This window comes from Shewanella baltica, from assembly GCF_900456975.1.
GTDB lineage: Bacteria > Pseudomonadota > Gammaproteobacteria > Enterobacterales > Shewanellaceae > Shewanella > Shewanella baltica.
The window spans coordinates 2156512-2180341 of sequence record NZ_UGYM01000002.1; the positions used below are offsets into that span (position 1 = coordinate 2156512).

Sequence of the window (23830 nt, forward strand, 5' to 3'; positions counted from 1 at the left end):
TCATGTGATATGGATACCGTTTTACTAAATCTCCATACCCTTGAATAACATGGTTATTATGTAGTGCCTGAGATTCTCAATCTGTGTGGCCGTAAACAATGAGCCATGGCTTAGGGCTTAGTTACTCTATGCCTTTTAAATGATCGATTGGTTTATTAAATGCACTTTCATGGCGTTCGATTTGGCTTGTGTGCAAATACTGCGATGTGGTGTCGATACTTTCATGTCCAGCGTCGGCTTGTACATGAGATAACGGTCTGCGGTTGATATTGATATCGTGCGTGATGCCTGTGTGGCGAATATTGTGGGCAGTGAGTTTACGCATCTGCGCACCGTCTTGTGCAAAGCCATCGGCCTCAATACTTTCTGCCGCCAGATTGATAATACTTTGAATTTCCTCGCGGACTTGACGAATGCCAAGATTGGCATTGAGGATACCAACATCTCGACCGCGGCCAGCGGCTTTGTGCCGTACAAACAAAGGATGGTTCTCGTTTGGCGCTGGATAATCTGTTAATCCTAAAAACTGACGATATTTAACTAAAGCATCGAGCAAAGCTTTGGAAATTGCCACGCTGCGCCTTTTACCGCCTTTACTCAATGGAATATGAAAACTCCAAATACCCGTTTGTTGATTGTGCTTAAACTGATCCATCACTGGTGAATAACCTGCACGTGCAGACACATCTGAGATGCGTAAATAGCAGCAATAAATCAATGAAATCAGAAATAAACTTCTTTGATGTAATTCTGGCGATGCTTCTGCCAGCGCGGTTACAGTTGCCATAATGTATGACCACTGCAATTCAGTGAATGCGAGGCTGTTTTCCTCTTCATGACTCTGGCGCTGATATTGCCGATTGGCCGCGAACCGACTGTGATTCAGCCAGATCTGCGCAGGATTACGATCACAATATTCTTCGCTTGTCAGGTACGAGTAAAACGAAGACAAAATGGCCATTTTTGTTTTTAACGCATTGTCGCTTAACGCATAAGGCTGGATTTGTCCGAGTTGTTTTTTACCGACAAATGGCCGCCATTGCGGGTTTGGAACCCGTTCATCATGCATTTTATCAAACTTGAACTGCGGCACATTAAAATAGCCAATCAGTGCTATGGGCGGCGCTTGGCAGTAATCAACGTAATGGCTCATGTCTTTGCGTGTGACTTCAATGGGCGACATTGAAACCACATCAAAACACCAATGCAGAAACGTAGTGAGCTCGCTGCGATAGGCTTTATAGTTGTTTTCGTTGTGCTTTTGTTCAAACAACCAATCACTGGCGTGCTCGATCACTAAGCCCGCATCAGCCACCTTTTTCATGCTGATTTGAGTGATGTATTGGTTAACAACACTATTGCCAACTTGTATGAATTCAAATGAGTCAAATAGCGGGATTACTGGAGGAAGTTGCATATTACATCTGAATTATAAGGGTTTCTTATATGATAATACTTAAACGCAAATGCCGATAACGTTATTTATCGGCATCAAGAGAGGCCAGATTTTTAGTGCAAGTTGAAAACGTACATTGCTGGCACGTAATGCGCTTTTGGCAACAAATCAGGCATAACTGCCACACTTGCTGTTTAGATTGACTGTCCAAGCACCTAAAGTCCGCAGCGCAGAGGTGTCCACCCTGTATAAGCTGTGCCAGTTTATGGGGTGAAATCGATAAATTAATCCGCTGACTCATGCCCTTACCCTCCAATCATAGTGTGATATTAACAGAATACACAAATGATAACTGTTATCAACAACTCAGTTGAAGGTTTGCCACTCACCTCGCTATTTAATGTAAGATTTTGCACTTCTTTGAAATGTGTCTACTACACTGATTATGTGATCATTATTTTTATTTGAATGAGGTATCGGATGCTGATTGATCTTGCAAAGAAAAACCCGCTGTTTTCCGGTAAAAAGCATACCGAGACAACTGAGTCAGGTATTCCTTGGAAGGTATTAGTGGTCGATGATGAACCTGATGTTCATACCGTCACTAAACTTGCCCTCTCCCGCTTTAAACTTGATGGCCGCGCCCTCACCTTTATCAATGCCTACAGTGCTGAACAAGCAAAAGAGTTACTCAATCAAGAACGTGATATCGCCATCGCCTTTATTGATGTGGTGATGGAGAGTGATCATGCAGGCTTAGAGTTAGTGAAATGGATCCGTGAAGAACTCCAAAATAAAACCACACGATTAATCCTGCGCACGGGCCAACCTGGTCAAGCACCTGAAGAAGACGTTATCGTCAATTACGATATTAATGATTACAAAGCCAAAGCTGAACTCGATTCACGTAAACTCATGACCAGCGTCTACTCTGCCCTGCGCTCCTATCGCGATATTATGGAAATTGAGCAAGCAAGGCGTACCCAAATCAACCACCGTAAAGGCTTAGAAAGAGTACTAGAAGCAACATCTGGATTATTTGAGCTGCGCACCCTGCATAAATTCGCCGATGGACTGCTTACTCAAGTCGCCACCCTGCTCAATCTGGATTCAGAAACCCTACTGCTGACATGCAATGCCATTGATGCGATCAGCGGCCATCTTGATCCCGTGAATATAGAGATCCTCGCGGGCACAGGCCAGTTTTCCAATAAAAACCATATCACTCAATTGCCAGAGCATATCGACCGCTTACTGCGCAATGCACTCACGCAAAAACGCTGCCTTTATGAAGACAATTGTTTTGTCGGTTACTTCCCCACAAAAAGCGGTTTAATCAATCTACTCTATATGGATGGTATTGATAAAATTGATGATCTTGATAAGAAACTCATTGATATTTTTGCCATCAACGTCGGCGTTGCATTTGAGAACTTGCTGCTCAGTCAAGAAGTTGAAGATACCCAATCAGAACTCATTCTGCGTTTAGGGGATGTTGTTGAAAGCCGCTCAAAAGAAGCCGCCAATCACGTGAAACGTATGGCGGAATATTGCTCCAAACTCGCTTTACTCGCTGGTTTACCTGAATACGAAGCCGATTTACTGCGCCGCGCCTCACCTATGCATGACATAGGAAAAATAGCGATCCCCGATGCGGTTCTGCTCAAACCTGGTAAGTTAGATGATGAAGAATGGCAAGTTATGCGTCAGCACCCTACGATTGGTCATCAGATTTTGGCGAATTCAGAGCGCCCTATCCTCAAAGCCGCATCAATTATTGCACTGCAACACCATGAAAAATATGATGGTTCTGGTTATCCCTCCAATTTAAAACAAGACGAAATTCACATTTTCGCACGGATTGTGGCTATTGCAGATGTGTTTGATGCACTTTCCCATGCCCGCTGCTATAAAACGGCTTGGCCTTTAGAAGAGGTGTTAGCTGAAATGCATAAAGGCGCCGCGAAGCACTTTGACCCGCACTTATTGCAGCTCTTTATTGATAATGTAGATATTTTTGTCAAAGTAAAAGACAACTGGAAGGACAATTAAGCTGCGCTAACCAGAGGTAATTGTCCGAATGCTTTGAAGGCTATTTGAGTCAGTATTAAGCCAGTCTTAGCCATTGTCATCAGCGAGAAAATCAAACACTGCCGTTTTAGTTTCGCCATTAAGGTTGAAACTAACAAAGCCGCGCCAAACCATATAACCACTGCTACAAGAGCCATATACCATTTGACCAATATAAGTCATTTCGTCGGTTTGCTTCACATTTACGGGAATAACGCCCATAAACATATCTCTTCCTTCTAAGCGGATTTGCACATCGGTAATGGGCGAAGACGCTAATAGCGTTAATGTTAATGGCTTTTCGCTCGGTGCATTTGCTGGCGACAGACTAACAGTGAGTTTGATATCGCCCACTGGTTTAACACAATCCCCTGCCGAAAATTGACAAAGTGAAGGATCAAGACTGCTTTTTAGTGTGACTGGCTTAGCATCTTCAGTACAAGCTGTGAGATTGAAGAGAATTAACGCGATGAATAAATAGGGATTAGGACGATTTAGCACAAAGATTAACCTTATGACGCAATATGTTAACATTCTATGGCGTAGGTTGATCTAGATCAACTTTCTACACCCCTTCTTTGGTATCTTTTTTGATATTGCTCAAGTATCATTGCGAAACCTCATATTTGAGCAAAAATATGCAGGGTAACGCATTGACATGACTCAGCAACCTGAATAGGGAAGCTGATTTTTATGTCATTTTATAACAGGTAAAGCTTGTCTTTACTAAAAGTAAAAGTAATAAGCAGTGGAAGCATTATGATGAACCATTCCCAGCCAACAGGCGCTGATTACAATTACGCCATTGTCCGCCAATTTGCCTTAACCACAGTTTTGTGGGGTATTGTTGGTATGTCAGTCGGCGTATTAATTGCGGCTCAGTTAATCTGGCCTCAGCTGAACTTTGACACTCCTTGGTTAACGTATAGTCGCTTGCGACCATTACACACCAATGCGGTGATCTTCGCGTTCGGTACATCAGCCCTTTTTGCAACATCCTATTATGTCGTACAACGCACCTGTCAAACCCGACTATTTGCACCTAAGTTAGCCGCATTTACGTTTTGGGGATGGCAAGCCATCATTCTGTCAGCAGCTATCACTTTGCCAATGGGTTTCACCCAAGGTAAAGAATACGCTGAATTAGAATGGCCTATCGATATCGCAATTACTATCGTTTGGGTGTCCTACGCTATTGTGTTCTTCGGTACTATTATCAAACGAACTACTTCGCATATTTACGTGGCGAACTGGTTCTTTGGTGCCTTTATTATTACCGTTGCCGTACTACACATAGTTAACTCTATGGCAGTACCAGTCAGTCTGTTCAAGTCATACTCTCTGTATAGCGGCGCTGTCGATGCTATGGTGCAGTGGTGGTATGGTCACAACGCTGTAGGTTTCTTACTAACCGCAGGCTTCTTGGGGATGATGTATTACTTCGTACCTAAGCAAGCGGGTCGTCCTGTGTACTCTTACCGTCTATCTATTGTCCATTTTTGGGCTTTGATCGCACTGTATATTTGGGCTGGTCCTCACCACTTACATTACACAGCTTTACCTGACTGGACTCAGTCTTTAGGTATGGTGATGTCACTGATCCTATTCGCACCTTCTTGGGGCGGTATGATTAACGGTATCATGACCTTGTCTGGTGCTTGGCATAAACTGCGTACTGACCCTGTACTGCGTTTCTTAGTCGTTTCTCTGTCTTTCTACGGTATGTCTACCTTCGAAGGCCCGATGATGGCAATTAAGACAGTTAACGCACTATCACATTATACAGACTGGACTATCGGTCACGTTCACTCCGGCGCGCTAGGTTGGGTTGCAATGGTGTCTATCGGTTCTCTGTATCACTTGATCCCTGTATTGTTCGGCCACGGCCGTATGTACAGCATCAAGTTAGTCAACGTCCATTTCTGGTTAGCGACTATTGGTACTGTGCTTTACATCGTCTCTATGTGGATTTCAGGTGTAATGCAAGGTCTGATGTGGCGTGCAGTGAATGCTGACGGTACTTTGACTTATAGCTTTGTTGAAAGTCTTGAAGCTTCATATCCTTTCTACTTTGTACGTTTCCTTGGCGGTTGTTTCTTCCTGACCGGTATGCTGATCATGGCATACAACGTGATCCGTACTGTGAAAGCCTCTAAAGATTCATTGCCAGCATTGGCTGAACCAACAGCGGCTTAAAGGAGCAAACTCGATGAAATTTAATCATGAGATAGTTGAAAAAAACATCGGTTTGTTAGCGATTTTTACCGTTATCGCTATCAGTTTCGGTAGTCTGGTTGAAATCACACCGTTGATTTTTCAAAAAGATACGACTGAGCCAGTTGAAGGTTTAAAGCCATACACTGCTCTGCAAATTGAAGGCCGTGACATCTATGTTCGTGAGGGTTGTTATAACTGTCACAGCCAGATGATCCGTCCTTTACGTGCAGAAACTGAACGTTATGGTCACTACTCTGTTGCGGGTGAATCGGTTTGGGATCATCCATTCCAATGGGGTTCTAAGCGTACAGGTCCTGATCTTGCCCGTGTTGGTGGTCGTTACAGCGATAAATGGCATGAAGTTCATTTAATCGATCCTCGTGCCGTAGTACCTCAATCGAATATGCCAGGGTTCCCATGGTTAGCCGAAAACAAGTTAGACGGCGAACTGACGGGCGATAAGATGACTATCCTACGTAACATGCATAAAGGCGGTTACAAAGGTAATGATCTTTATACCGATGAAGAAATCGCAGGCGCACAGAAAGCTGTTGCTGGTAAGACAGAGCTGGAAGCCTTGATTGCATATCTTCAGTCTTTGGGTCACGCACTCAAATAAGGAGGCAATATATGGATTACGGCACATTACAAGGCATTTTAACCATCATTGTGATGCTGACCTTCGTCGGTATATTTGCTTGGGCATATAGCTCGCGTCGTCAAAAATCATTTGATGAAGCAGCTAACCTTGTGTTTTCCGATGAGGAAGTCAGCAAGGTATCGAAGGACTCAGGAGAGAATAAGTGATGAGTAGCTTCTGGAGTGTTTGGATTACCGTACTCTCGTTAGTCGTGATCGCGGGTTGTTTTCTATTACTGCGTGTGTGTTCTAAGAACACCACGGGCGTAAAAGAAGGCGAATCCATGGGTCACAGTTTCGACGGTATTGAAGAACTCAATAACCCACTGCCAAAATGGTGGAGTTATATGTTCTATATCACTATCGTGTTTGGCTTGATCTATCTAGCCTTATTTCCTGGTTTAGGTAACTACAAAGGCCTTTTAGGCTGGACGAGTTCTAACCAGAGCATTGGTACTGAACAAGGTATTAAAGCCGATTCTGCCGCAGCCATTGAGCTTGCAGCAAAAGAAGGCCGTTATGTTCAGTATGACCAAGAAGTAAAACACGCTAGTGAAAAATATGGCCCAATTTTCGCGGCTTACTTGGCAACACCACTAGAAGAATTAGTGAAAAACCAAGAAGCATTGAAAGTGGGCGGCCGTTTGTTCCTACAAAACTGCGCACAGTGCCATGGCTCTGACGCACGTGGTAGCAAAGGCTTCCCTAATCTCACCGATGGTGACTGGTTATATGGTGGCGACTTAGCCACGATTAAAACCACTATCATGGGTGGTCGTCATGGCATGATGCCGCCAAAAGGTGGTTTGCCAATCGATGACAGCGAAATTGCGGGTTTAGCTGAATACGTTGTTAAATTGTCTGGTCGTGAGCACGATGAAACACTCGCCGCTCAAGGTCAAGGCTCATTCATGAAAGGTTGTTTCGCGTGTCATGGTATGGACGCTAAAGGCAACAAGTTCATGGGTGCCCCTAATTTAACTGACGATGTTTGGTTATATGGCGGTAGCCGTGGCGTGATCGAAGAAACCATTAAACATGGTCGCGCAGGTGTGATGCCAGCGTGGAAAGACGTTCTCGGTGAAGAGAAAGTTCACGTAATCGCAGCTTATGTTTATAGCTTGTCAAACAAGTAATTAGATATGAGTAACGCTAAGGCCTCGAAGACTTCGAGGCCTTTTTTTTAAAGTGCTAAAACCACCTTTTAACGGTAAAATGGCGCAAATTTTTTGAATGGGTATCTGACATGAACGAACAACAAGCCTGGTATAAGCAGTTCTGGCCTTGGTTTTTAATTATTCTTCCTTTATGTGCTGTCATCGCAAGTTTTACCACACTGAAAATTGCCCTTACTAACTCCGACTCGTTAGTCGCCGAGGATTACTACAAAGAAGGCAAAGCCATTAATATGGACTTGAGTAAAGTGAAGTATGCCAAACAAATTGGCATGAACTTTTTACTCGAACAAACTAATAATGAAATTCTACTGACGCAACAAGGTGGTCCCGCTTCCCAAGCTGCCCTAAAAGTCGAATTCTACCACCCAACGATTGCCGACAGAGACATCAAGCTCACCGCCACTGCCGATGCCAGTAATGTGTATCGCATTACCGTGCCCGCCACACTGACCGGCCCTTGGGAAGTGCGTCTTGAAAGTTACGATGGCAAATGGCGCATTCACCAGCGCGTTGAATTAAAAGATCACGTCCAACTTTGGCTGAACTGATTGTGGTTAAATAAGTAGCACTATGACGTATCCAAGTTGTTTTCACTGCCAAGAGCCCGTGCTGACGGGCCAGCAGTTTGTGACCCGCATTAATGATCGTGATGAACTCATGTGTTGCCCTGGCTGTCAGGCGGTTTCTCAGGCGATTGTGGATGCGGGATTACTCAGTTACTACAAGTTCCGCACTGAACCCGGCAGTAAACAGAACGCCCTCGTCCCCGAAGCCTTAACGCAATTTAGTGCCTATGATCTACCCGAAGTGCAGCAAGACTTTGTCCATTCTGAGGACAATATCGAGTCAGTGTCGCTCTCTATCGATGGCATCACCTGCGCGGCCTGTGCTTGGTTGATTGAGCACAAAGTAAAACAACTAACGGGCGTGAGCCAAGTGCTCGTCAACTCAACCACCCAAAGGGCGATGATCAGTTGGGATAAACGCACGGTAAAACTCAGCGATATCCTTGGGCAAATTAGCCGCATCGGTTATCAAGCCGCGCCCTATCAAGTCGATGAGCAAGAGCTCAACAACAAACTCAATAGCCGTAAGTTTTTATTGCGCTTAGGCTTAGCGGGTTTTGCGACCATGCAAGTGATGATGTTCGCCCTCGCCCTCTATACAGGCTATTTCACCGATTTAGATGTGCAATATCGGGATTATTTCCGTTGGGTTAGCATGATTTTTGCCACACCCGTGGTGCTTTACTCGGCGCAGCCCTTTTATTTCAGTGCGATTCGTACCTTACTCAGCGGCAAACTCAATATGGATGTGTCTGTCTCCATTGCGATTGGCGGCGCATACGTTGCCAGTTGTTTTGCCACAGTAAATGGCACCGGCGAAGTGTATTTTGAATCTGTGTCCATGTTTACCTTCTTCCTGTTACTCGGGCGCTACTTCGAGCAGAAAGCCAGACAAAAGGCCTCGGTCAGCTCGAGTAATTTGCATAAGTTAGTGCCGCTCACGGCGCACTTAGTGAACGACAATGGTCAGGAAGAAATTCCCGCCAAAAAATTACGCCTCAATGATGTGATCCTCGTCAAACCGGGGGAAATGATTGCAGCCGATGGTGTGGTGATTGAAGGTCACACTAGCATCAATGAAGCTATGCTCACCGGCGAGCAAATGCCAATTGAAAAAACTGTTGCTAGCCAAGTTTACGCAGGCACCATCAACGTCGACCAACCCATCAAAGTTAGCGTCACAGCACTAGGGCAAGACCAACTTGTGGCTGAGATTATTCGACTGCAGGAGCTTGCATCCAATACTAAACCTGCAATTGCGCTCTTAGCCGATAAATTATCGCGCTATTTCTCGGGCACTATCCTGACCATAGCGACAATCACCTATTTGGTTTGGCATCAAATTTCCCCAGAGGATGCCTTTTGGGTAACGCTATCGGTTCTGGTTGCTACCTGTCCTTGCGCTTTAGCACTGGCCACACCGACCGCTGTCACCTGCGCGACCGCTATTTTTACTCGCCTTGGGATTATTACTCGCAAAGCCGGTGTATTTGAAAAACTGCCACAGATCAAACATGTTGTCTTTGATAAAACCGGCACCCTCACCTGTGGTACCCTCTCTATCGGGCAAACGCAGTGCATGGCCGATTTAACAAAGACGCAAGCCTTAGCCATTGCCGCAGCGCTGGAAACAGGCTCTCGCCACCCGATTGCCGCGGCATTTGCCGTATTTGCCGATAATGCATTGGTTACCGAAGAGGTTCACCATGAAGTCGGCTTTGGCGTTCGAGGCCGAATTGATGGCACTGATTACTTAATTGGCAATGCAGTATTTACCGGCGCGAGTATTGATACTCGTGACCCAACCCAAAAGATTTGGTTAGCACGTTCATGCAATGAGCAGCTTGAAGTCCTGGCAAGCTTTGAAATTCAAGACAATATCCGCCAAGACAGCAAAGCCACGGTTGAGATGTTAAAGCAGCAAGGTTGCCGCATCAGTATTGCCAGCGGCGATAGCTCGGGGCATGTACATCAACTGGCAAAAGAGCTGGGGATTGACGATGTGCACAGCGGCTTAACGCCTGCAGATAAACTTGCCCTTGTGACCCAATTACAACAGCATACAAGGGTTGCCATGTTTGGCGATGGCATCAACGATGCGCCTGTGCTTGCGGGCGCCGATTTGTCGGTGGCTATGGGCAGCGGCAGTGCTATCGCGAAAAACAGTGCCGATTTAATTTTATTGGGGGATCATCTGTCCCGCTTCACCCAAGCCGTCAGCGTTGCGAAACTGACAACACAGATTATCAGACAAAATTTAGCGTGGGCGCTGGGTTACAACGCCCTAATTTTGCCCTTAGCCGTTACTGGCCATGTGGCACCTTATATCGCCGCCATTGGCATGTCGGCGAGTTCTTTGATTGTGGTCGGTAATAGCCTGAGATTATTGCGGGTTAAAGTGTGATCACAATAAAAGTAAAACCAGAATAGTAAGAGGTCATTATGGAAATTATTTATGTGCTTATCCCCATTGCCATGATCTTTGTCGCCATCGCTGTAATGGTATTTTTTTGGGCGGTGAAATCCGAACAATTTGACGATTTAGACCGCCAAAGTGTGTCGATATTATTCGACGAAGACACTGTAAAACCAAACAGCCATCCCGTACCTGAGAAAGAGAAAGCCGAAGCAGCGCAAGAAAGAGGCATGCCGCTGTGATTGAGTACGCAGTGATTGAGTACAATGTCACTGGGGCTTTTCTCGTTGGTCTCATGGGCGCCGCACATTGCTTTGGCATGTGTGGCGGTTTAGTGGGCGCGTTCTCAGCCCAAATCCCCAATGGCAAAACAGGTAATCTGCTTGCGCATCAGCTCAAGTATCTACTGAGTTACAACCTTGGGCGTATTTTGAGTTACACCTTAGCGGGCGGCTTAGTGGGCGCTTCGGCGGCAGGTCTTGGTCACTTATTTGAACTGGATACGTATTTGATTGTGCTGCGCATCATTGCCGGACTGATGATGATCGCAACTGGGCTGTATATCGCCAAAATTTGGGTTGGAATCGTGCAGATTGAGCGCGTCGGTCAATGGTTATGGCGATATTTAAAACCCATAGCGCAACGCCTTGTGCCCATCCAAAATCCGAGCCAAGCGTTCATGGCGGGATTCATTTGGGGCTGGCTGCCCTGCGGCCTCGTCTATAGCACCTTAACTTGGTCGGTCGCATCTGGCTCTGCCAGCCAAGGCGCTTTGATAATGTTGGCCTTTGGCTTAGGTACTTTACCCGCCCTATTGAGTGCTGGTGTTGCGGCAAAACGACTCGCTGCTTGGGTTCAACAGAAAACCGTTAGACTATTGAGCGGCTTACTGTTAATTGCGTTTGGCGGTCAAACTTTATATATCGCACTCGCGCAGCTAAACTAGCCCCAGTGAGTGAATTGGTTTAACATGGCTGCAGTGGATAAACTTGAGAATCAACATGACAATTGAACAAAATAAGAATCGTCGTCCTGCCGCTAGCGGATGCACAATCCATTGTCACGATTGCAGTATGGGTACCCTTTGTATTCCTTTTACCCTCAATGCAAGTGAGCTAGATCAGCTCGATGATATTATTGAGCGTAAAAAACCGATCCAAAAAGGCGAGCAAATTTTTAAATCGGGTGATGCGTTAAAATCCCTGTTTGCGATCCGCTCTGGCACCATCAAAAGTTACACTATTACCGAGCAAGGCGATGAGCAGATCACCGGCTTCCACTTAGCGGGTGATGTGATTGGTTTTGACGGTATCCACGCCCAGTTGCACCAGAGTTTTGCACAGGCACTCGAAACCTCTATGGTCTGTGAAATCCCCTTTAATATCCTCGATGAACTTTCAGGCACTATGCCTAAATTGCGTCAGCAGATCATGCGCCTGATGAGCAATGAGATCATGAGCGATCAAGAAATGATCCTGCTACTCAGCAAGAAAAATGCTGAAGAACGTCTGGCAGCCTTTATCAGTAATCTGGCTAATCGTTTTGGTAGCCGTGGCTTCTCGCCCAAAGAATTCCGCTTAACCATGACCCGCGGTGACATTGGTAATTATCTCGGTTTGACCGTAGAGACCATCAGTCGCTTACTTGGGCGTTTCCAAAAATCAGGCTTGATTGAAGTTAAGGGTAAGTACATTACTATCCTCGACTCGCAAGAGCTGAATCTGTTAGCGGGTAATTCGCGCATAGCGAGATAGTTCACCGCAAGAGTGTTTGCTGCAATAAAGTTGAGTGCAGCATAATAGTTAAGTGCAAGAGAGTTACGCGCTAGGTCCTTGTCATTAATGGCAAGAACAATTCAGTTGAAAAACTGGGACTGGCTAGACATGTCATGCAGATTAAGGCATGATTTTTAAGCGAGTTTTAATCAATTTCGAATGAGTTTGATCTAGAACAATACAGCTAACTGCCAAAGGCTCATGATGATATTGAGCCTATGACTAAAGGAACCTCCCATGAAGGATTATCAAAAAATACTGGTTGTGGTTGACCCTACCACAGAGAATCAAGTTGCCCTCGCACGAGCGGTGACCTTGGCCAGTAAATGCAACGCTCAAGTCACTGTGTTTCTTTCTATCTTCGACTTTTCCTATGAGATGACTTCGATTCTGTCGAATCAAGAGCGCGAAGCCATGCGCCAAGGCGTCATAGATCAACGTCTCGCTTGGATCCAAGACTTACTCGCCGCTTACACTCATCTGCAACTCAATATTGATACCCAAGTCATTTGGCATAACCGCCCCTTCGAAAGCATTATTAATCATGCAATTTCAGGACAATACGATTTGATTGTTAAAGGCACCCATGCCCATGACAAACTCAAAGCGGTGATCTTCACCCCAACCGATTGGCATTTAATGCGTAAAGCACCTGTGCCTGTGTTGATGGTGAAAGCCCATGACTGGCCAGCAGCGGGAAAAATCCTTTGCGCTGTGAATGTGGCAACCGAAGATACCGATCATCAAATGCTTAACGGTAAAATCATCGAGCATGCAAAAGATTTAGCGGATAAGTTCTCTGCCGAAGTGCATTTAGTCAATGGCTATCCCGGCACGCCGGTAAACTTAGCCATTGAATTACCAGACTTTGATGCCCAGTCCTACAACGAAACCATTCGCATGCAGCATGAGCAACGCGTGAGTTACCTTGCTGGCGCTTATGATATCGATCCAAATCATTGCCATGTGAAAGAAGGTTTGCCAGAGGATGTGATCCCTGAGCTTGCTGAAAAACTCGATGCCGAATTAGTGATCTTAGGCACTGTCGGTCGCACCGGATTTTCAGCAGCACTGATTGGAAATACTGCAGAGCATGTTATTGATAGTATCAACTGCGATTTACTGGCCATCAAACCTGACGGCTACAAATCACCGTTAGAAGAAGCCTAAGCGATACGCGGCACTTTACCCCGCCAAAGATAGCTGGAATAATACGCGCCCTGAAACTGAGTTACTGGGCGCTTTTTTATGCTTGAAGCTATATCTGAAGTTACGGCAAATCCTATGTCTGAAGAATTATCAAAAAAACACACTACCCGTCTGAATAAATTACAGAAACGTCTGCGTCGTGAAGTAGGTAGCGCAATCGCCGATTACAATATGATTGAAGATGGCGATAAGATCATGTGCTGCCTCAGTGGCGGTAAAGACAGCTATGCGATGCTCGATATTTTGATGAATCTGCAGCAACGCGCGCCCATTCAGTTTGAAATCATTGCGGTTAATTTAGATCAGAAGCAACCCGGCTTTCCTGAGCATGTGCTGCCCGCCTATTTAGAAAAGCTCAATGTGCCTTATCACATCCTCGAGAAAGACACTTACTCGATAGTGAAAGATAAAATCCCTGAAGGTAAAACTACCTGCTCCCTGTGCTCTCGCCTACGCCGCGGTACGCTCTATGGCTTTGCCCAGCGCATCGGCGCCACTAAAATCGCCCTAGGCCACCATAGGGATGACATTATCGAGACCTTGTTCTTGAACATGTTCTTTGGCGGCAAGATGAAAGCTATGCCGCCAAAGCTACTGTCGGATGATGGCGCTAATGTGGTCATTCGCCCTCTGGCCTATTGCCGTGAAAAAGATCTCGAAGAATATGCCAACTTAAGAGAATTCCCGATCATCCCTTGTAACTTGTGTGGCTCGCAGGAAAACTTAAAGCGCGCCGCAGTCAAAGACATGCTTAATCAGTGGGATAGACAGTACCCTGGTCGTATTGAAACGATTTTCACCGCCATGCAAAACACCGCACCATCACAGGGTGTTGACCTTGAGCAGTTCGACTTTGTGTCTCTAACGCGTGACCCTAACGCGCCTATGCGTGGTGATGTTGCCGAAGCCAATCTACCCGCATTCGATTTCCTGGATATCGCCAACAGCGGCCGTATCGATTTGGATGCGGCAAAACGCATTGATATCGTTAACACTTATGAAGTCTAACTCAGGCTGAATTTAGCGCCCTAGTCAGTAAAACAAGTTAACCCAACCAAGGTATGCAAGATAAATTAGCTAAACAAAAATGCCCACATTAAGTGGGCATTTTTATGGCTACAAAATAAGTTAAGACTGCCGACACTATCTTTTAGCCCGTGCTTCTGAATCGATTATTTCAAGATGTCAATTCAACGAGGCAAAGAGGGTCACTTCACCCAAGGACTCAACACTAATGGCTGAGCACTGAAGCTTAGCGTAGTGATGTTTTCAAGCTCATTCGCAGCTAATTTATAACTGCCCTTAACGGCTTGTTCACGGCCATTAAGGTGTACATACACTTCTTGCTCGGGTTGGAATTCAAAGTTAAGGCCGGCAATGGACTCCCTAAAATAACGCATCGGGAAGCCTTGCATGGCGCCAAGCAGCGTGTCCATTTCGGTCACAATTTGCTGTAAACGCGCTTTATCGTACTCGGCTAATGTCTGCTTAGCTCTGACTTGCATCGCGATAGCGCATCCCTCAGCACTGCCAGCAAAATTGAGATTAACCAAGGCACGCTGATCTTTTAAATCATCATCTAAGGGAATAAATAACCGCTGAGCATAGGTATACGTCAGTGGCGTTGAGGTTTTTTCACTGGAAATAGAACCGCTTTGGATCAAACAGTTCTTTTGCATTGGAACACTAAAAGCCACTTCTACGAGTTGATAACCGCCCTTGTTGACTTGTTTTAATCTATCATAAAAACCTTTATATTCAAGGGATACAGTTTCAGCAGCGGCGCTAGTGGCCAGTAAACAGAGGCCACTAAACAACAGTTTTTTATACATCGACATTCACCAAATATTTTTCATTATGACGTAACATATCAAGCAGCTCATCAATATAAGCTTCTTGTCTTTCAGAATAATTCACGAGTCCATAAATCAATTGATCCGCTGTCGGCTCTAGCTCCTGTGAGCGTAAATCGGCACGGATAGAACGAAATAGCGCATAGGCTGTATTGGAATTTAAATTGCGCATGTAGGACGAAACGGACTCGTCGACCGATGAAAACACTTTCACCTCATGGCTCTTACCAGATCCCCGTGAAGATGGCACTATGCCGCAGCCAGCAGTAAAACACCATTCACCAAAAAAGTTAAAGCCTTCACGGGCAAAACGTGAGCTGCCCCAACCGGATTCATTCGCGGCTTGGATAAGCACCATAGATTCAGGCACAATATCGACGCGCTTTAGTAAGCTTGCTAAGGATTTAGCATCGACGTTTCGCGCCGCATATTGGTATTTGTCGAATAGCGTATTGAGCTGCCCGAGTTGGGTCTCAGATAAACTCTTGCCATTCTCAACCAAAGCGAGCATTTCACTGACAAACTCACGTTCTATCGAGATGATGGCATTCTGCTGCTGCACAATCGGCCGCAGAAAATCAAAAAAGGCTTTCTTCTTTTCGGTGATATCGTTGATCGCAGAAAAGTCAGGAACTTGCGTAACAGGATCGACAGCGTCAACGAGTTGGGTCGCAATGGTAGATGAATCATTCGTGTTTGGAATGATCCAAACGCGCAATGCAAAAATCGCCACTATGACCATGGCTAATGCCAATGTAAACGAACCGATTCTACCCGTTTTCAATAGTTCACCTTAAGTGTGACGCCCGTATTGGGCAAATAAAGGGCGGATTATAAGCTAATTGTCAGATTTAACGAAATTTGCCCACCGTCACAGTCATTAAATCAAGTACCAGGCTCATTAACTCAGGTACAATATTGCGCCTGAGGCGTCATTCTAGAGCCCTATCTGTGCCATACATATGTGCTTGCCGTATGACAGTCGATAATGGGTGCAAGCTTTCGACTGAGCTTTTATACTAAGGTTCCTTAACGCAGTGACATTGCACAGCAGTATTTACGTCATCCTGTTTTATAAGTAACCTGAGCTCGGGATAAGCAGAGCCGCTGAATAGGCATCTTTTCGGGTCTCTCTGCGTTGCTTTGTCTAACCATAGCTCGCTATGGCGTACGACAGAGCGCCTTGATATGCGCAAAAAATCTGCGCATTCAGTCAGAAAATAGATTTTTCGTTTAAAATTAATCATTTATAGCATTAATTTAGTTTGTTAAATTTATATTTTTCGACACTCGTTATCCCGAGTTCAGGTTAAGTAAGTCAGTAATGACAGTAACATTCATATTTTCGGGTATTCAGGAAGGAAGAACCCAGATGCAGCATTTGATGTTAAATCAATTTGAACGTGTCGTCGCCATTGGCGGAGGCCATGGTTTAGGCCGAGTATTATCTTCACTCGATTTTTTAGGCAGCCGTTTAACGGGGATTGTCGCGACCACAGATAATGGTGGCTCGACCGGTAGACTCAGAGCAGAGCAGGACTGTATTGCTTGGGGCGATTTACGCAACTGCTTATCCCATCTGGCCAATCGCCCTTCCGTCGGCTCACAACTGTTCGAATACCGTTTCCAAGGTGAAACAGAGCTTAGCGGCCATAATCTGGGTAATCTCATTTTACTGGCGCTTGATCAACTGTGTGTTCGTCCATTAGAAGCGGTTAATCTTATCCGTAACTTACTCAAGATTGAAACTCAGCTGATCCCTATGTCTGAGCAACCCACGCACTTAGTGGCTCTGCAAGCTTGTGGTAGTAAAGTCTTTGGGGAGATCAATGTCGACAGTATGGATGAAGCGCCTATCGCGCTCTGCCTTGAGCCACAGGTCGATGCCACCTTTGAAGCCTGTGAGGCCGTTCGGCACGCAGATTTAGTTATCCTAGGCCCTGGCAGCTTCTTAACCAGTATCATGCCGCCGCTGCTGTTACCTAAGTTCGCCAAAAGCCTCGCCGCAACTAAAGCGCAGGTGATCTTTATCGATAACCTGGCCGAAGAAGCCTCACCCGCGGGTCGATTTAGCATTGAGCAACGTATCGCTTGGTGTCATCAAGTGATTGGCAAGCCCATCATTCACAAAGTGTTACGTCATGGCGAACAAACGCGTTTAGGGCCACTGATCAACTATTTTCCGTTGAAGAATCGCCATAACCCGAACTTGCATGATCAAGCGAACTTATTAGATGCATTAAGCGCCCTATTGCGGATCAAATCTGAGCTCACGCTGCAATCGCACGAACCTCTCGCGCTTAGCTGCTAATCACTGTATAGCCTGCACGTACTGACACAATAAAAACATAAAGGACAGCAAATGCTGTCCTTTATGTTTGAAGGCTAAAGAGAAATTCCTTTAGCCTCATTCTATACCCTAATAAGCCTTACAAGACTTGGGCGATGGCTTTACAGATCACTGGCATATTGGTCTTAGTCATGCCTGCAACGCTAATGCGTCCTGAACCAACGACATAAACCCCAAACTCGTCTTTCAAGCGCGCCACTTGGGCTTTGTTCAAACCAGAGAAACTGAACATACCATTCTGGCGAGAAATAAAGCTAAAGTCCTGAGTCACGCCTTCAGCTTTTAAGCTGTCAACGAACAGGGTACGCATTTCGGCGATACGCTCACGCATCTCTTTGACTTCCTGCACCCACATGGCTTTCAGGGCTGCGTCATTTAAGATTGTGCTGACAATCAGTGCGCCATGTGCTGGCGGGTTAGAATAGTTTGCACGTATGGTACGTTTCACTTGGCTAAAGGCACGCACGGCAGCATCAGCATCTTCAGCCACCACAGTTACGGCGCCGATACGTTCGTTGTACAAACCAAAGTTTTTAGAGAAAGAGTTAGCAACCAGCAGCTCAGGCACTTTTGATGCCACTAAACGCAGACCTGCGGCATCTTCTTCAATTCCAGCACCAAAACCTTGGTATGCAAAGTCAAACAGTGGCACAAGTTTCTTATCGGCACACAATTGGGCTATGAGTTCCCATTGCGCCAAGGTTAAATCGATACCGGTTGGGTTATGGCAGCAACCGTGTAGCAGCACGACATCGCCTGCACTCGCGTGAGACAAGTCCGTCATCATGGTATCAAAATCGATATCATGGGCTTCTGCTTTGTAATAACCGTACTCTTTAACCGTTAAACCCGCGGTTTCAAAAATATTCTGATGGTTGGCCCACGTTGGATTGCTCACCCAAATAGTGTGCGAATCGGTATTACGCAGTAAAAACTCAGCAGCAATACGCAGTGCACCTGTACCACCAGGGGCTTGCGCTGTGGCAGCACGGCCAGAAGTGATTAACTCACTGCCCTCACCGAATAACAATGTTTGTACAACATGGTTATACGCTTGCACGCCTTCAATGCCTAAGTAGTTTTTGGTCTTCTCTTGCTCAAGTAAAATAGCCTCGGCTTTTTTCACTGAAGCCAGCACTGGGGTTTGTCCAGCCTCATCCTTATAAATACCGACCCCCAAATTGACTTTATCCTGACGGGGATCAGCCTTAAAGGTATCGGTTAAACCAAGAATCGGATCAGCGGGTGCGAGTAATACCTGAGAGAAAATCATGACTACGTATCCTAATATGCGCGTGTAGGGGAAATTTCGGCTTATTTATACCACTGTCTTTAAGGGGGTAATAGCTACTTAAGCACCTTCTTAGGGAAATTCTTACGCTATTGTAGATTTACCAATAAAAAGTGTCTTTTGTTATGTAATTACAAGCAGAAATATGAAATTACTTATATAAAGTTATTTATAACATCTAGATCACATAAACCTGCTGTTTTATATTGTAGAAAAGAATCGCGCGCTGGCATCGCAATACTGAATGCCGGAAATGCGAGCTGAACCCGTGGGCAATCCTTACTAGACCTAGCCTAAGAATGATCAGATATGACACGAGGTGAAGCGTTGTGGAGTTCGGGCTTTGTGATGCGATAAAGCAAAAAAACCCTGACATGAGTCAGGGCTTTTCTGTTTTTTGGTACCCGAGGCCAGACTTGAACTGGCACGCTGTTACCAGCGAGGGATTTTAAATCCCTTGTGTCTACCGATTCCACCACTCGGGCAAACTCTTTATACTAACGACGGGAATCATGTCATTAATACGTTAATCTATGGAGGCGCGACCCGGAGTCGAACCGAGATCGACGGATTTGCAATCCGCAGCATAGCCATTCTGCCATCGCGCCCAAACTGCCAAATTCATTAAATTTGGAGCGACATATCGGGTTCGAACCGATGACCTATACCTTGGCAAGGTATCGCTCTACCAACTGAGCTAATGTCGCCTAACATTGCGCTTAATCATTAGAAGCCATGCTAGGCATGCTTTCCCCTGACTGCGGATTGGCATTCTACCGATTTAGACCTCAGAGTCAATCAACAATTTTTAAAAAATGATCTAAGCCGCATCGTTTGCCCAATAAAGCGCCACAAGTCCGCGAAGTTGATGTTTCCTTCATCAATTTAGGCTTTTTTGCCGATACTGACTCCGATGCGGCAGATGATTAAGTGAGGCAGAAAAGCTGTGGTTGAATGTGAGCATTGAGTCGAACCCAATTAAATTGCATAAGTATAGAAAAACAAAAGCGCCCTGCTGGGCGCTTTATGTGAAGATTATGCGCAGTTTTGAAGACTCCGCATAACTTACGCTGATGATTTACGCAGCTAACTTATGCTGGTAGAGATAGCGTCGTTAAACCTAACATAGTTTGCATTACGCCAACTACTTGGCAGCTGTAACCAAACTCGTTGTCATACCATACATAAAGAATGGCACGCTTGCCTTCTGCGATAGTCGCTTGTGAATCAATCACGCCCGCGTAGCGAGAACCCACTAAATCGCTCGATACAATCTCAGTAGAGTCGGTGTAATCGATTTGATTTTGTAGTGGTGATTGCAACGCCGTATCTTTCAGGTACTCGTTCAGCTCATCTTTACTGGTTTCAGCATTCAAGTTCATGCTGATGATGGCCATAGAGACGTTCGGCGTTGGCACACGAATCGCGTTACCGGTTAACTTGCCCGCTAAGACTGGCAGTGCTTTAGCAACGGCTTTAGCGGCGCCTGTTTCAGTGATTACCATGTTTAATGGTGCACTGCGGCCACGGCGATCAGCGGTGTGATAGTTATCAATCAAGTTTTGATCGTTGGTATAAGAGTGAATCGTCTCAACGTGACCATTCTCAATACCATATTTATCATTCACGGCTTTCAGTACCGGCGTAATGGCGTTGGTCGTACAGCTTGCCGCAGAAACGATAATGTCTTCTGGGGTAATGTCGCCTTCATTCACACCGTAAACGATGTTCTTGATTGCGCCTTTTGCAGGAGCTGTAAGCAACACTTTGCTCGCGCCTGGGCTCTTAAGATGTAAACCAAGACCCGCTTCATCTTTCCAAATACCTGTGTTATCAACAACGAGTGCATCGCTGATATCGTATTTAGTGTAATCCACTTCGTCAGGCGAGTTCGCGTAAATCACTTGGATATAGGTACCATTGGCGATGATGGCATTGTTCTCTTCGTCAACTTCCACAGAGCCATTGAAAGGCCCATGGACTGAGTCACGGCGCAATAAACTGGCACGTTTCTCTAAATCACCTTTCTTACCGCCACGTAGTACGATAGCGCGCAATCTTAACTTATTGCTGCGACCTGTGCGTTCAATCAACAGGCGTGCTAATAAGCGGCCGATACGGCCAAAACCATACAGCACGACATCACGCGGTGCGACATCATCAGCATGATCGATGGCATCGGCCAACTCTTTTGCCATATAGTTTTCAATTTCGCTGACATCGGTGTGATCGCGCCAGTAATTGACTGCAAGCTTACCAATATCCACTTTACATTGTTTAACTGCGAGTTTGCTCAAAGCTTGAACGAAGGGGAAACTCTCGCGTAAACGTAATTTTTCACCGACATGACGACGAACTAAACGGTGCGCTTTAATGATTTCAATCGTAGAAGCATTGAGTAACGGCTTGCCGTAGACCACGACTTCAACGCCTTGGTTACGGTACAACTTGCCTAACAAAGGCTGCATTGCCTCTGCCATTTCAAAACGTTCTTGCCAACTTTGTAGGTGTTTATCAGCGCTCATTTACAGATCCTTTATCTCACTTTTCAATAAAATGTACTGAAAGGTTTGAGTAACATGACGAAAAGACCAATAATCTAATGCGGGTTTTAGGGAAAACCCTGTTTTGGTCGGCGCCATTGTAATGAAAGTCGCGCTTTGTTGCCAGTAAGATATTTTCTGTAAATCTGTAATTTTATTAGAAAAATTATCGTTTGGAGAGTGTTTTGAGACAAAATCTAGTAATAATTACATCATTTACCTTAGGGATGAGCTTTTTCGGTCTTTTCGGTTGTGATAATGACCGAAATATCTCAGCAATTTGTAAAAATAATCCTGAAATTTGTGCCGATTTGCATAAGGATGGCTGGTGTTTGGCCGAAAAAACAAAACTTATTCAGAACCGCTACGAGTTAAAAGACATCGAAAACCCCACAGGCAAACAACTCTATCTGCAATTGACCTATCTTGAGGATTACAGCCGCTGCATTGAACTCGCCTCTGGCGTGCAACATATCATCCACACCAATCGCACCGCTGATAGAGCCAGAGCCTTTAGATTAAGCACCCAGAATTTAAGCTTGCTCCAAGATAAAACCCGCGAGCGACAAGATCCTTTCATGTCCTATTACCAATGGACACGTTTTGGCGATACCGCAGCGTTAAATCGATTGTTAGAACATGAAAACGCCGGCGAAGTGACTGACTCTTTCTTACTTGCCCAAGTCGCCACCTATTACAGCAATCGAAATGCCATCAAAGCGCAACAACTCTATCTTAAAGTCTTTGCAGACATCCAATACGATGATTTCGACGTTAACTGGTTACTTGGGCTTGCATCAGCCTATCGCCAGCAACAGGTATTCGATAAAGCCTATATGCTGACGAAGGCAAATTTACTACTTACGCAGCAGAAGTATTCAGAGGAAAAAATGCTAGCCTTGCTCGGTGGCAATAAAACGCTGGCGACTGAACTCGATTTAAAAGCCCAAGCCCTTATCGATGCGCTAAAAAACGGGACTTATTCTCAGAGTCCAGTAAGACAATGGCTTGATCCTCAAGCGGTTGACCAAGCGCCAACTACAACCGAGGCTGTGCCGCCTGCGCCTGTCGAAAAAACAGACTAAGCAATCGATGGCAAAATGTTTGCCATCTTGTAATTTTTTACCCAATTAACGCGTAAAAAATGGTGATTTCGCGACCGATGTAAAAAAAATACCTAATTTGTTAATCAAGACAGCGGTAAAATGCCGATTTAACTTGACGATAGCTGTCAGTTTGGTAATTTTACTACCAGTTGAATTTTATAATCACCAGAGGGATATGAGATGACTATCCGTGTAGCAATAAATGGCTATGGCCGTATCGGTAGAAACGTATTACGCGCCTTGTACGAAAGCGAAAAAGCTTATCCAATCAAGATTGTCGCTATTAATGATTTAGGCGACGCTTCAATCAACGCTCACCTGACAAAATACGATTCTGTTCACGGTCGTTTCAATGCCAAAGTTGACCATGATGCCGAAGCGATTTATGTGAATGGCGATAAGATCCTCACTTTCCAAGAACGTGATCCTGCAAAACTGCCATGGGCTGAATTGCAAGTTGACGTGGTTTTCGAATGTACTGGTATCTTCACTTCTAAAGAAACTGTTCAACCACATTTAACTGCTGGCGCGAAGAAAGTGATTATTTCTGCTCCAGGTAAAAACGTCGATGCCACCGTTGTTTACGGTGTGAACAACAACGTGCTGACGTCAGACATGACAGTGATTTCAAATGCTTCTTGTACCACTAACTGTTTAGCGCCTTTTGCTAAGCCGTTAAATGACGAGATTGGTATCGAATCAGGCCTGATGACCACTATTCACGCTTATACCAACGATCAACGTTTATCTGACGTGTACCACACAGATTTACGTCGTGCCCGTGCTGCAGCACTGTCAATGATCCCAACTAAAACTGGCGCAGCAGCAGCTGTAGGTTTGGTTGTACCTGAATTACAAGGTAAATTCGACGGTTTAGCGGTTCGTGTACCTACAGTTAACGTATCACTCGTGGATTTATCTTTCATCGCTGCCCGTGATACGACTGTTGAAGAAGTGAATGCCATTATCGAACGTGCTGCTAGCGTTGCGCCATTGAGCGAAGTATTAGCAGTAAACAAAGAGCCATTGGTGTCTATCGACTTTAACCACAATGCGTTCTCTTCAAACTTTGACGCCACTCAAACCCGTGTAAACGGTCGTTTAGTGAAAGTGATGTCTTGGTATGATAACGAGTGGGGATTCAGTAACCGTATGTTAGATAACGCGGTTGCACTGATGAACGCAAAGTAATCTAGTCACTAGATCCTGCGTTACTCAATC

At 45.3% G+C, this 23830-nt stretch carries 22 protein-coding genes and 3 tRNA genes; 15 read left to right on the forward strand and 10 right to left on the reverse strand.

The annotated features are described in order from the left end of the window. Positions 1 to 121: 121 nt before the first annotated feature. Together DYH48_RS09645 and DYH48_RS23945 are read right to left on the reverse strand one after the other, a co-directional pair. Entirely contained in the window at positions 122 to 1417 is a 1296-nt protein-coding gene (locus DYH48_RS09645; protein WP_115334639.1) for a tyrosine-type recombinase/integrase, read from the reverse strand. Between the two features lie 61 nt (positions 1418 to 1478). Continuing rightward, positions 1479 to 1697 carry a hypothetical protein gene (locus tag DYH48_RS23945; protein WP_115334640.1) on the reverse strand — a complete coding sequence of 73 codons (219 nt, stop codon included), beginning with the start codon at positions 1695 to 1697 and terminating at the stop codon, positions 1479 to 1481. A 179-nt stretch (positions 1698 to 1876) separates the two neighbouring features. Between DYH48_RS23945 and DYH48_RS09655 the strand changes: the two genes are divergently transcribed. After that, complete coding sequence (locus DYH48_RS09655) at positions 1877 to 3448, forward strand: DUF3369 domain-containing protein (RefSeq protein WP_115334641.1); 1572 nt, start codon at positions 1877 to 1879, stop codon at positions 3446 to 3448. 66 nt (positions 3449 to 3514) lie between these two features. Here DYH48_RS09655 and DYH48_RS09660 read toward each other — a convergent pair whose 3' ends face one another. Next, entirely contained in the window at positions 3515 to 3967 is a 453-nt protein-coding gene (locus tag DYH48_RS09660) for a hypothetical protein (protein ID WP_115334642.1), read from the reverse strand. Between the two features lie 258 nt (positions 3968 to 4225). Between DYH48_RS09660 and ccoN the strand changes: the two genes are divergently transcribed. The 11 genes from ccoN (at position 4226) to ttcA (ending at position 14474) form a co-directional block, all read left to right on the forward strand. Next, a complete protein-coding gene (gene ccoN, locus DYH48_RS09665; protein ID WP_006081607.1) occupies positions 4226 to 5662 on the forward strand; it encodes a cytochrome-c oxidase, cbb3-type subunit I in 1437 nt (478 codons plus the stop codon). 13 nt (positions 5663 to 5675) lie between these two features. Next, complete coding sequence (gene ccoO, locus DYH48_RS09670; protein WP_006081606.1) at positions 5676 to 6302, forward strand: cytochrome-c oxidase, cbb3-type subunit II; 627 nt, start codon at positions 5676 to 5678, stop codon at positions 6300 to 6302. A gap of 11 nt (positions 6303 to 6313) precedes the next feature. Beyond that, the gene (locus tag DYH48_RS09675) at positions 6314 to 6490 is read left to right on the forward strand and encodes a CcoQ/FixQ family Cbb3-type cytochrome c oxidase assembly chaperone (protein ID WP_006081605.1); all 177 of its coding nucleotides are present in this window, start codon (positions 6314 to 6316) and stop codon (positions 6488 to 6490) included. Further along, entirely contained in the window at positions 6490 to 7458 is a 969-nt protein-coding gene (ccoP, locus tag DYH48_RS09680) for a cytochrome-c oxidase, cbb3-type subunit III (RefSeq protein ID WP_012587700.1), read from the forward strand. Before DYH48_RS09675 ends, ccoP begins: the two co-directional genes overlap by 1 nt. Before the next feature lie 110 nt (positions 7459 to 7568). Beyond that, on the forward strand, positions 7569 to 8048 hold the full coding sequence (locus DYH48_RS09685; RefSeq protein WP_115334643.1) for a FixH family protein: 480 nt from the start codon (positions 7569 to 7571) through the stop codon (positions 8046 to 8048). A gap of 22 nt (positions 8049 to 8070) precedes the next feature. Beyond that, positions 8071 to 10470, forward strand: coding sequence for a heavy metal translocating P-type ATPase (locus tag DYH48_RS09690; protein ID WP_115334644.1), 2400 nt, complete (start codon positions 8071 to 8073; stop codon positions 10468 to 10470). 38 nt (positions 10471 to 10508) lie between these two features. After that, positions 10509 to 10724, forward strand: a complete 216-nt coding sequence (ccoS, locus tag DYH48_RS09695) for a cbb3-type cytochrome oxidase assembly protein CcoS (RefSeq protein WP_006081601.1) — start codon at positions 10509 to 10511, stop codon at positions 10722 to 10724. An 11-nt stretch (positions 10725 to 10735) separates the two neighbouring features. Then, positions 10736 to 11428, forward strand: coding sequence for a sulfite exporter TauE/SafE family protein (locus tag DYH48_RS09700; protein ID WP_172481242.1), 693 nt, complete (start codon positions 10736 to 10738; stop codon positions 11426 to 11428). Positions 11429 to 11483: 55 nt separating this feature from the next. Then, on the forward strand, positions 11484 to 12236 hold the full coding sequence (gene etrA, locus DYH48_RS09705) for an electron transport transcriptional regulator EtrA (RefSeq protein ID WP_006081599.1): 753 nt from the start codon (positions 11484 to 11486) through the stop codon (positions 12234 to 12236). Between the two features lie 258 nt (positions 12237 to 12494). Then, positions 12495 to 13427 carry a universal stress protein UspE gene (gene uspE / locus DYH48_RS09710; RefSeq protein ID WP_006081598.1) on the forward strand — a complete coding sequence of 311 codons (933 nt, stop codon included), beginning with the start codon at positions 12495 to 12497 and terminating at the stop codon, positions 13425 to 13427. 78 nt (positions 13428 to 13505) lie between these two features. After that, positions 13506 to 14474, forward strand: coding sequence for a tRNA 2-thiocytidine(32) synthetase TtcA (ttcA, locus tag DYH48_RS09715; RefSeq protein WP_172481176.1), 969 nt, complete (start codon positions 13506 to 13508; stop codon positions 14472 to 14474). Positions 14475 to 14674: 200 nt separating this feature from the next. Here ttcA and DYH48_RS09720 read toward each other — a convergent pair whose 3' ends face one another. Beyond that, positions 14675 to 15298: a DUF2987 domain-containing protein gene (locus DYH48_RS09720; protein ID WP_063884421.1), complete on the reverse strand. Its 624-nt coding sequence runs from the start codon at positions 15296 to 15298 to the stop codon at positions 14675 to 14677. Further along, on the reverse strand, positions 15291 to 16103 hold the full coding sequence (locus DYH48_RS09725) for a glucosaminidase domain-containing protein (protein ID WP_115334646.1): 813 nt from the start codon (positions 16101 to 16103) through the stop codon (positions 15291 to 15293). Before DYH48_RS09725 ends, DYH48_RS09720 begins: the two co-directional genes overlap by 8 nt. Before the next feature lie 588 nt (positions 16104 to 16691). Here DYH48_RS09725 and DYH48_RS09730 point away from each other — a divergent pair. Next, a complete protein-coding gene (locus DYH48_RS09730) occupies positions 16692 to 17630 on the forward strand; it encodes a YvcK family protein (RefSeq protein ID WP_063884420.1) in 939 nt (312 codons plus the stop codon). A gap of 118 nt (positions 17631 to 17748) precedes the next feature. Here the strand turns inward: DYH48_RS09730 and DYH48_RS09735 are convergent, their stop codons facing one another. The 5 genes from DYH48_RS09735 to DYH48_RS09755 form a co-directional block, all read right to left on the reverse strand. After that, a complete protein-coding gene (locus DYH48_RS09735; protein ID WP_115334647.1) occupies positions 17749 to 18942 on the reverse strand; it encodes an amino acid aminotransferase in 1194 nt (397 codons plus the stop codon). Between the two features lie 416 nt (positions 18943 to 19358). Beyond that, positions 19359 to 19445 (reverse strand) — tRNA-Leu (locus DYH48_RS09740). 49 nt (positions 19446 to 19494) lie between these two features. Continuing rightward, positions 19495 to 19568: transfer RNA gene (locus tag DYH48_RS09745), tRNA-Cys, on the reverse strand. Between the two features lie 23 nt (positions 19569 to 19591). Continuing rightward, positions 19592 to 19667: transfer RNA gene (locus DYH48_RS09750), tRNA-Gly, on the reverse strand. A 384-nt stretch (positions 19668 to 20051) separates the two neighbouring features. Then, entirely contained in the window at positions 20052 to 21485 is a 1434-nt protein-coding gene (locus tag DYH48_RS09755) for a glyceraldehyde-3-phosphate dehydrogenase (protein ID WP_011839899.1), read from the reverse strand. 203 nt (positions 21486 to 21688) lie between these two features. On the opposite strand from DYH48_RS09755, the gene DYH48_RS09760 reads away from it, so the two are divergent. Both DYH48_RS09760 and gap read left to right on the forward strand, forming a co-directional pair. Next, positions 21689 to 22588: a DUF2989 domain-containing protein gene (locus DYH48_RS09760; RefSeq protein WP_115334648.1), complete on the forward strand. Its 900-nt coding sequence runs from the start codon at positions 21689 to 21691 to the stop codon at positions 22586 to 22588. Between the two features lie 201 nt (positions 22589 to 22789). After that, on the forward strand, positions 22790 to 23800 hold the full coding sequence (gene gap, locus DYH48_RS09765) for a type I glyceraldehyde-3-phosphate dehydrogenase (RefSeq protein ID WP_006081590.1): 1011 nt from the start codon (positions 22790 to 22792) through the stop codon (positions 23798 to 23800). The last annotated feature ends 30 nt before the right edge of the window (positions 23801 to 23830 follow it).

What these genes read in the sequence shown, in the direction of transcription:
- DYH48_RS23945 (WP_115334640.1), bottom strand. Translation starts at nt 1,697, where the DNA reads ATGAGTCAGCGGATTAATTTATCGATTTCACCCCATAAACTGGCACAG.
- DYH48_RS09720 (WP_063884421.1), bottom strand. Translation starts at nt 15,298, where the DNA reads ATGTATAAAAAACTGTTGTTTAGTGGCCTCTGTTTACTGGCCACTAGC.
- uspE (WP_006081598.1), top strand. Translation starts at nt 12,495, where the DNA reads ATGAAGGATTATCAAAAAATACTGGTTGTGGTTGACCCTACCACAGAG.
- DYH48_RS09685 (WP_115334643.1), top strand. Translation starts at nt 7,569, where the DNA reads ATGAACGAACAACAAGCCTGGTATAAGCAGTTCTGGCCTTGGTTTTTA.
- ccoP (WP_012587700.1), top strand. Translation starts at nt 6,490, where the DNA reads ATGAGTAGCTTCTGGAGTGTTTGGATTACCGTACTCTCGTTAGTCGTG.
- DYH48_RS09730 (WP_063884420.1), top strand. Translation starts at nt 16,692, where the DNA reads ATGCAGCATTTGATGTTAAATCAATTTGAACGTGTCGTCGCCATTGGC.
- ccoS (WP_006081601.1), top strand. Translation starts at nt 10,509, where the DNA reads ATGGAAATTATTTATGTGCTTATCCCCATTGCCATGATCTTTGTCGCC.
- DYH48_RS09690 (WP_115334644.1), top strand. Translation starts at nt 8,071, where the DNA reads ATGACGTATCCAAGTTGTTTTCACTGCCAAGAGCCCGTGCTGACGGGC.
- ttcA (WP_172481176.1), top strand. Translation starts at nt 13,506, where the DNA reads ATGCTTGAAGCTATATCTGAAGTTACGGCAAATCCTATGTCTGAAGAA.
- DYH48_RS09645 (WP_115334639.1), bottom strand. Translation starts at nt 1,417, where the DNA reads ATGCAACTTCCTCCAGTAATCCCGCTATTTGACTCATTTGAATTCATA.
- DYH48_RS09675 (WP_006081605.1), top strand. Translation starts at nt 6,314, where the DNA reads ATGGATTACGGCACATTACAAGGCATTTTAACCATCATTGTGATGCTG.
- DYH48_RS09735 (WP_115334647.1), bottom strand. Translation starts at nt 18,942, where the DNA reads ATGATTTTCTCTCAGGTATTACTCGCACCCGCTGATCCGATTCTTGGT.
- gap (WP_006081590.1), top strand. Translation starts at nt 22,790, where the DNA reads ATGACTATCCGTGTAGCAATAAATGGCTATGGCCGTATCGGTAGAAAC.
- DYH48_RS09655 (WP_115334641.1), top strand. Translation starts at nt 1,877, where the DNA reads ATGCTGATTGATCTTGCAAAGAAAAACCCGCTGTTTTCCGGTAAAAAG.
- etrA (WP_006081599.1), top strand. Translation starts at nt 11,484, where the DNA reads ATGACAATTGAACAAAATAAGAATCGTCGTCCTGCCGCTAGCGGATGC.
- ccoN (WP_006081607.1), top strand. Translation starts at nt 4,226, where the DNA reads ATGATGAACCATTCCCAGCCAACAGGCGCTGATTACAATTACGCCATT.
- DYH48_RS09755 (WP_011839899.1), bottom strand. Translation starts at nt 21,485, where the DNA reads ATGAGCGCTGATAAACACCTACAAAGTTGGCAAGAACGTTTTGAAATG.
- ccoO (WP_006081606.1), top strand. Translation starts at nt 5,676, where the DNA reads ATGAAATTTAATCATGAGATAGTTGAAAAAAACATCGGTTTGTTAGCG.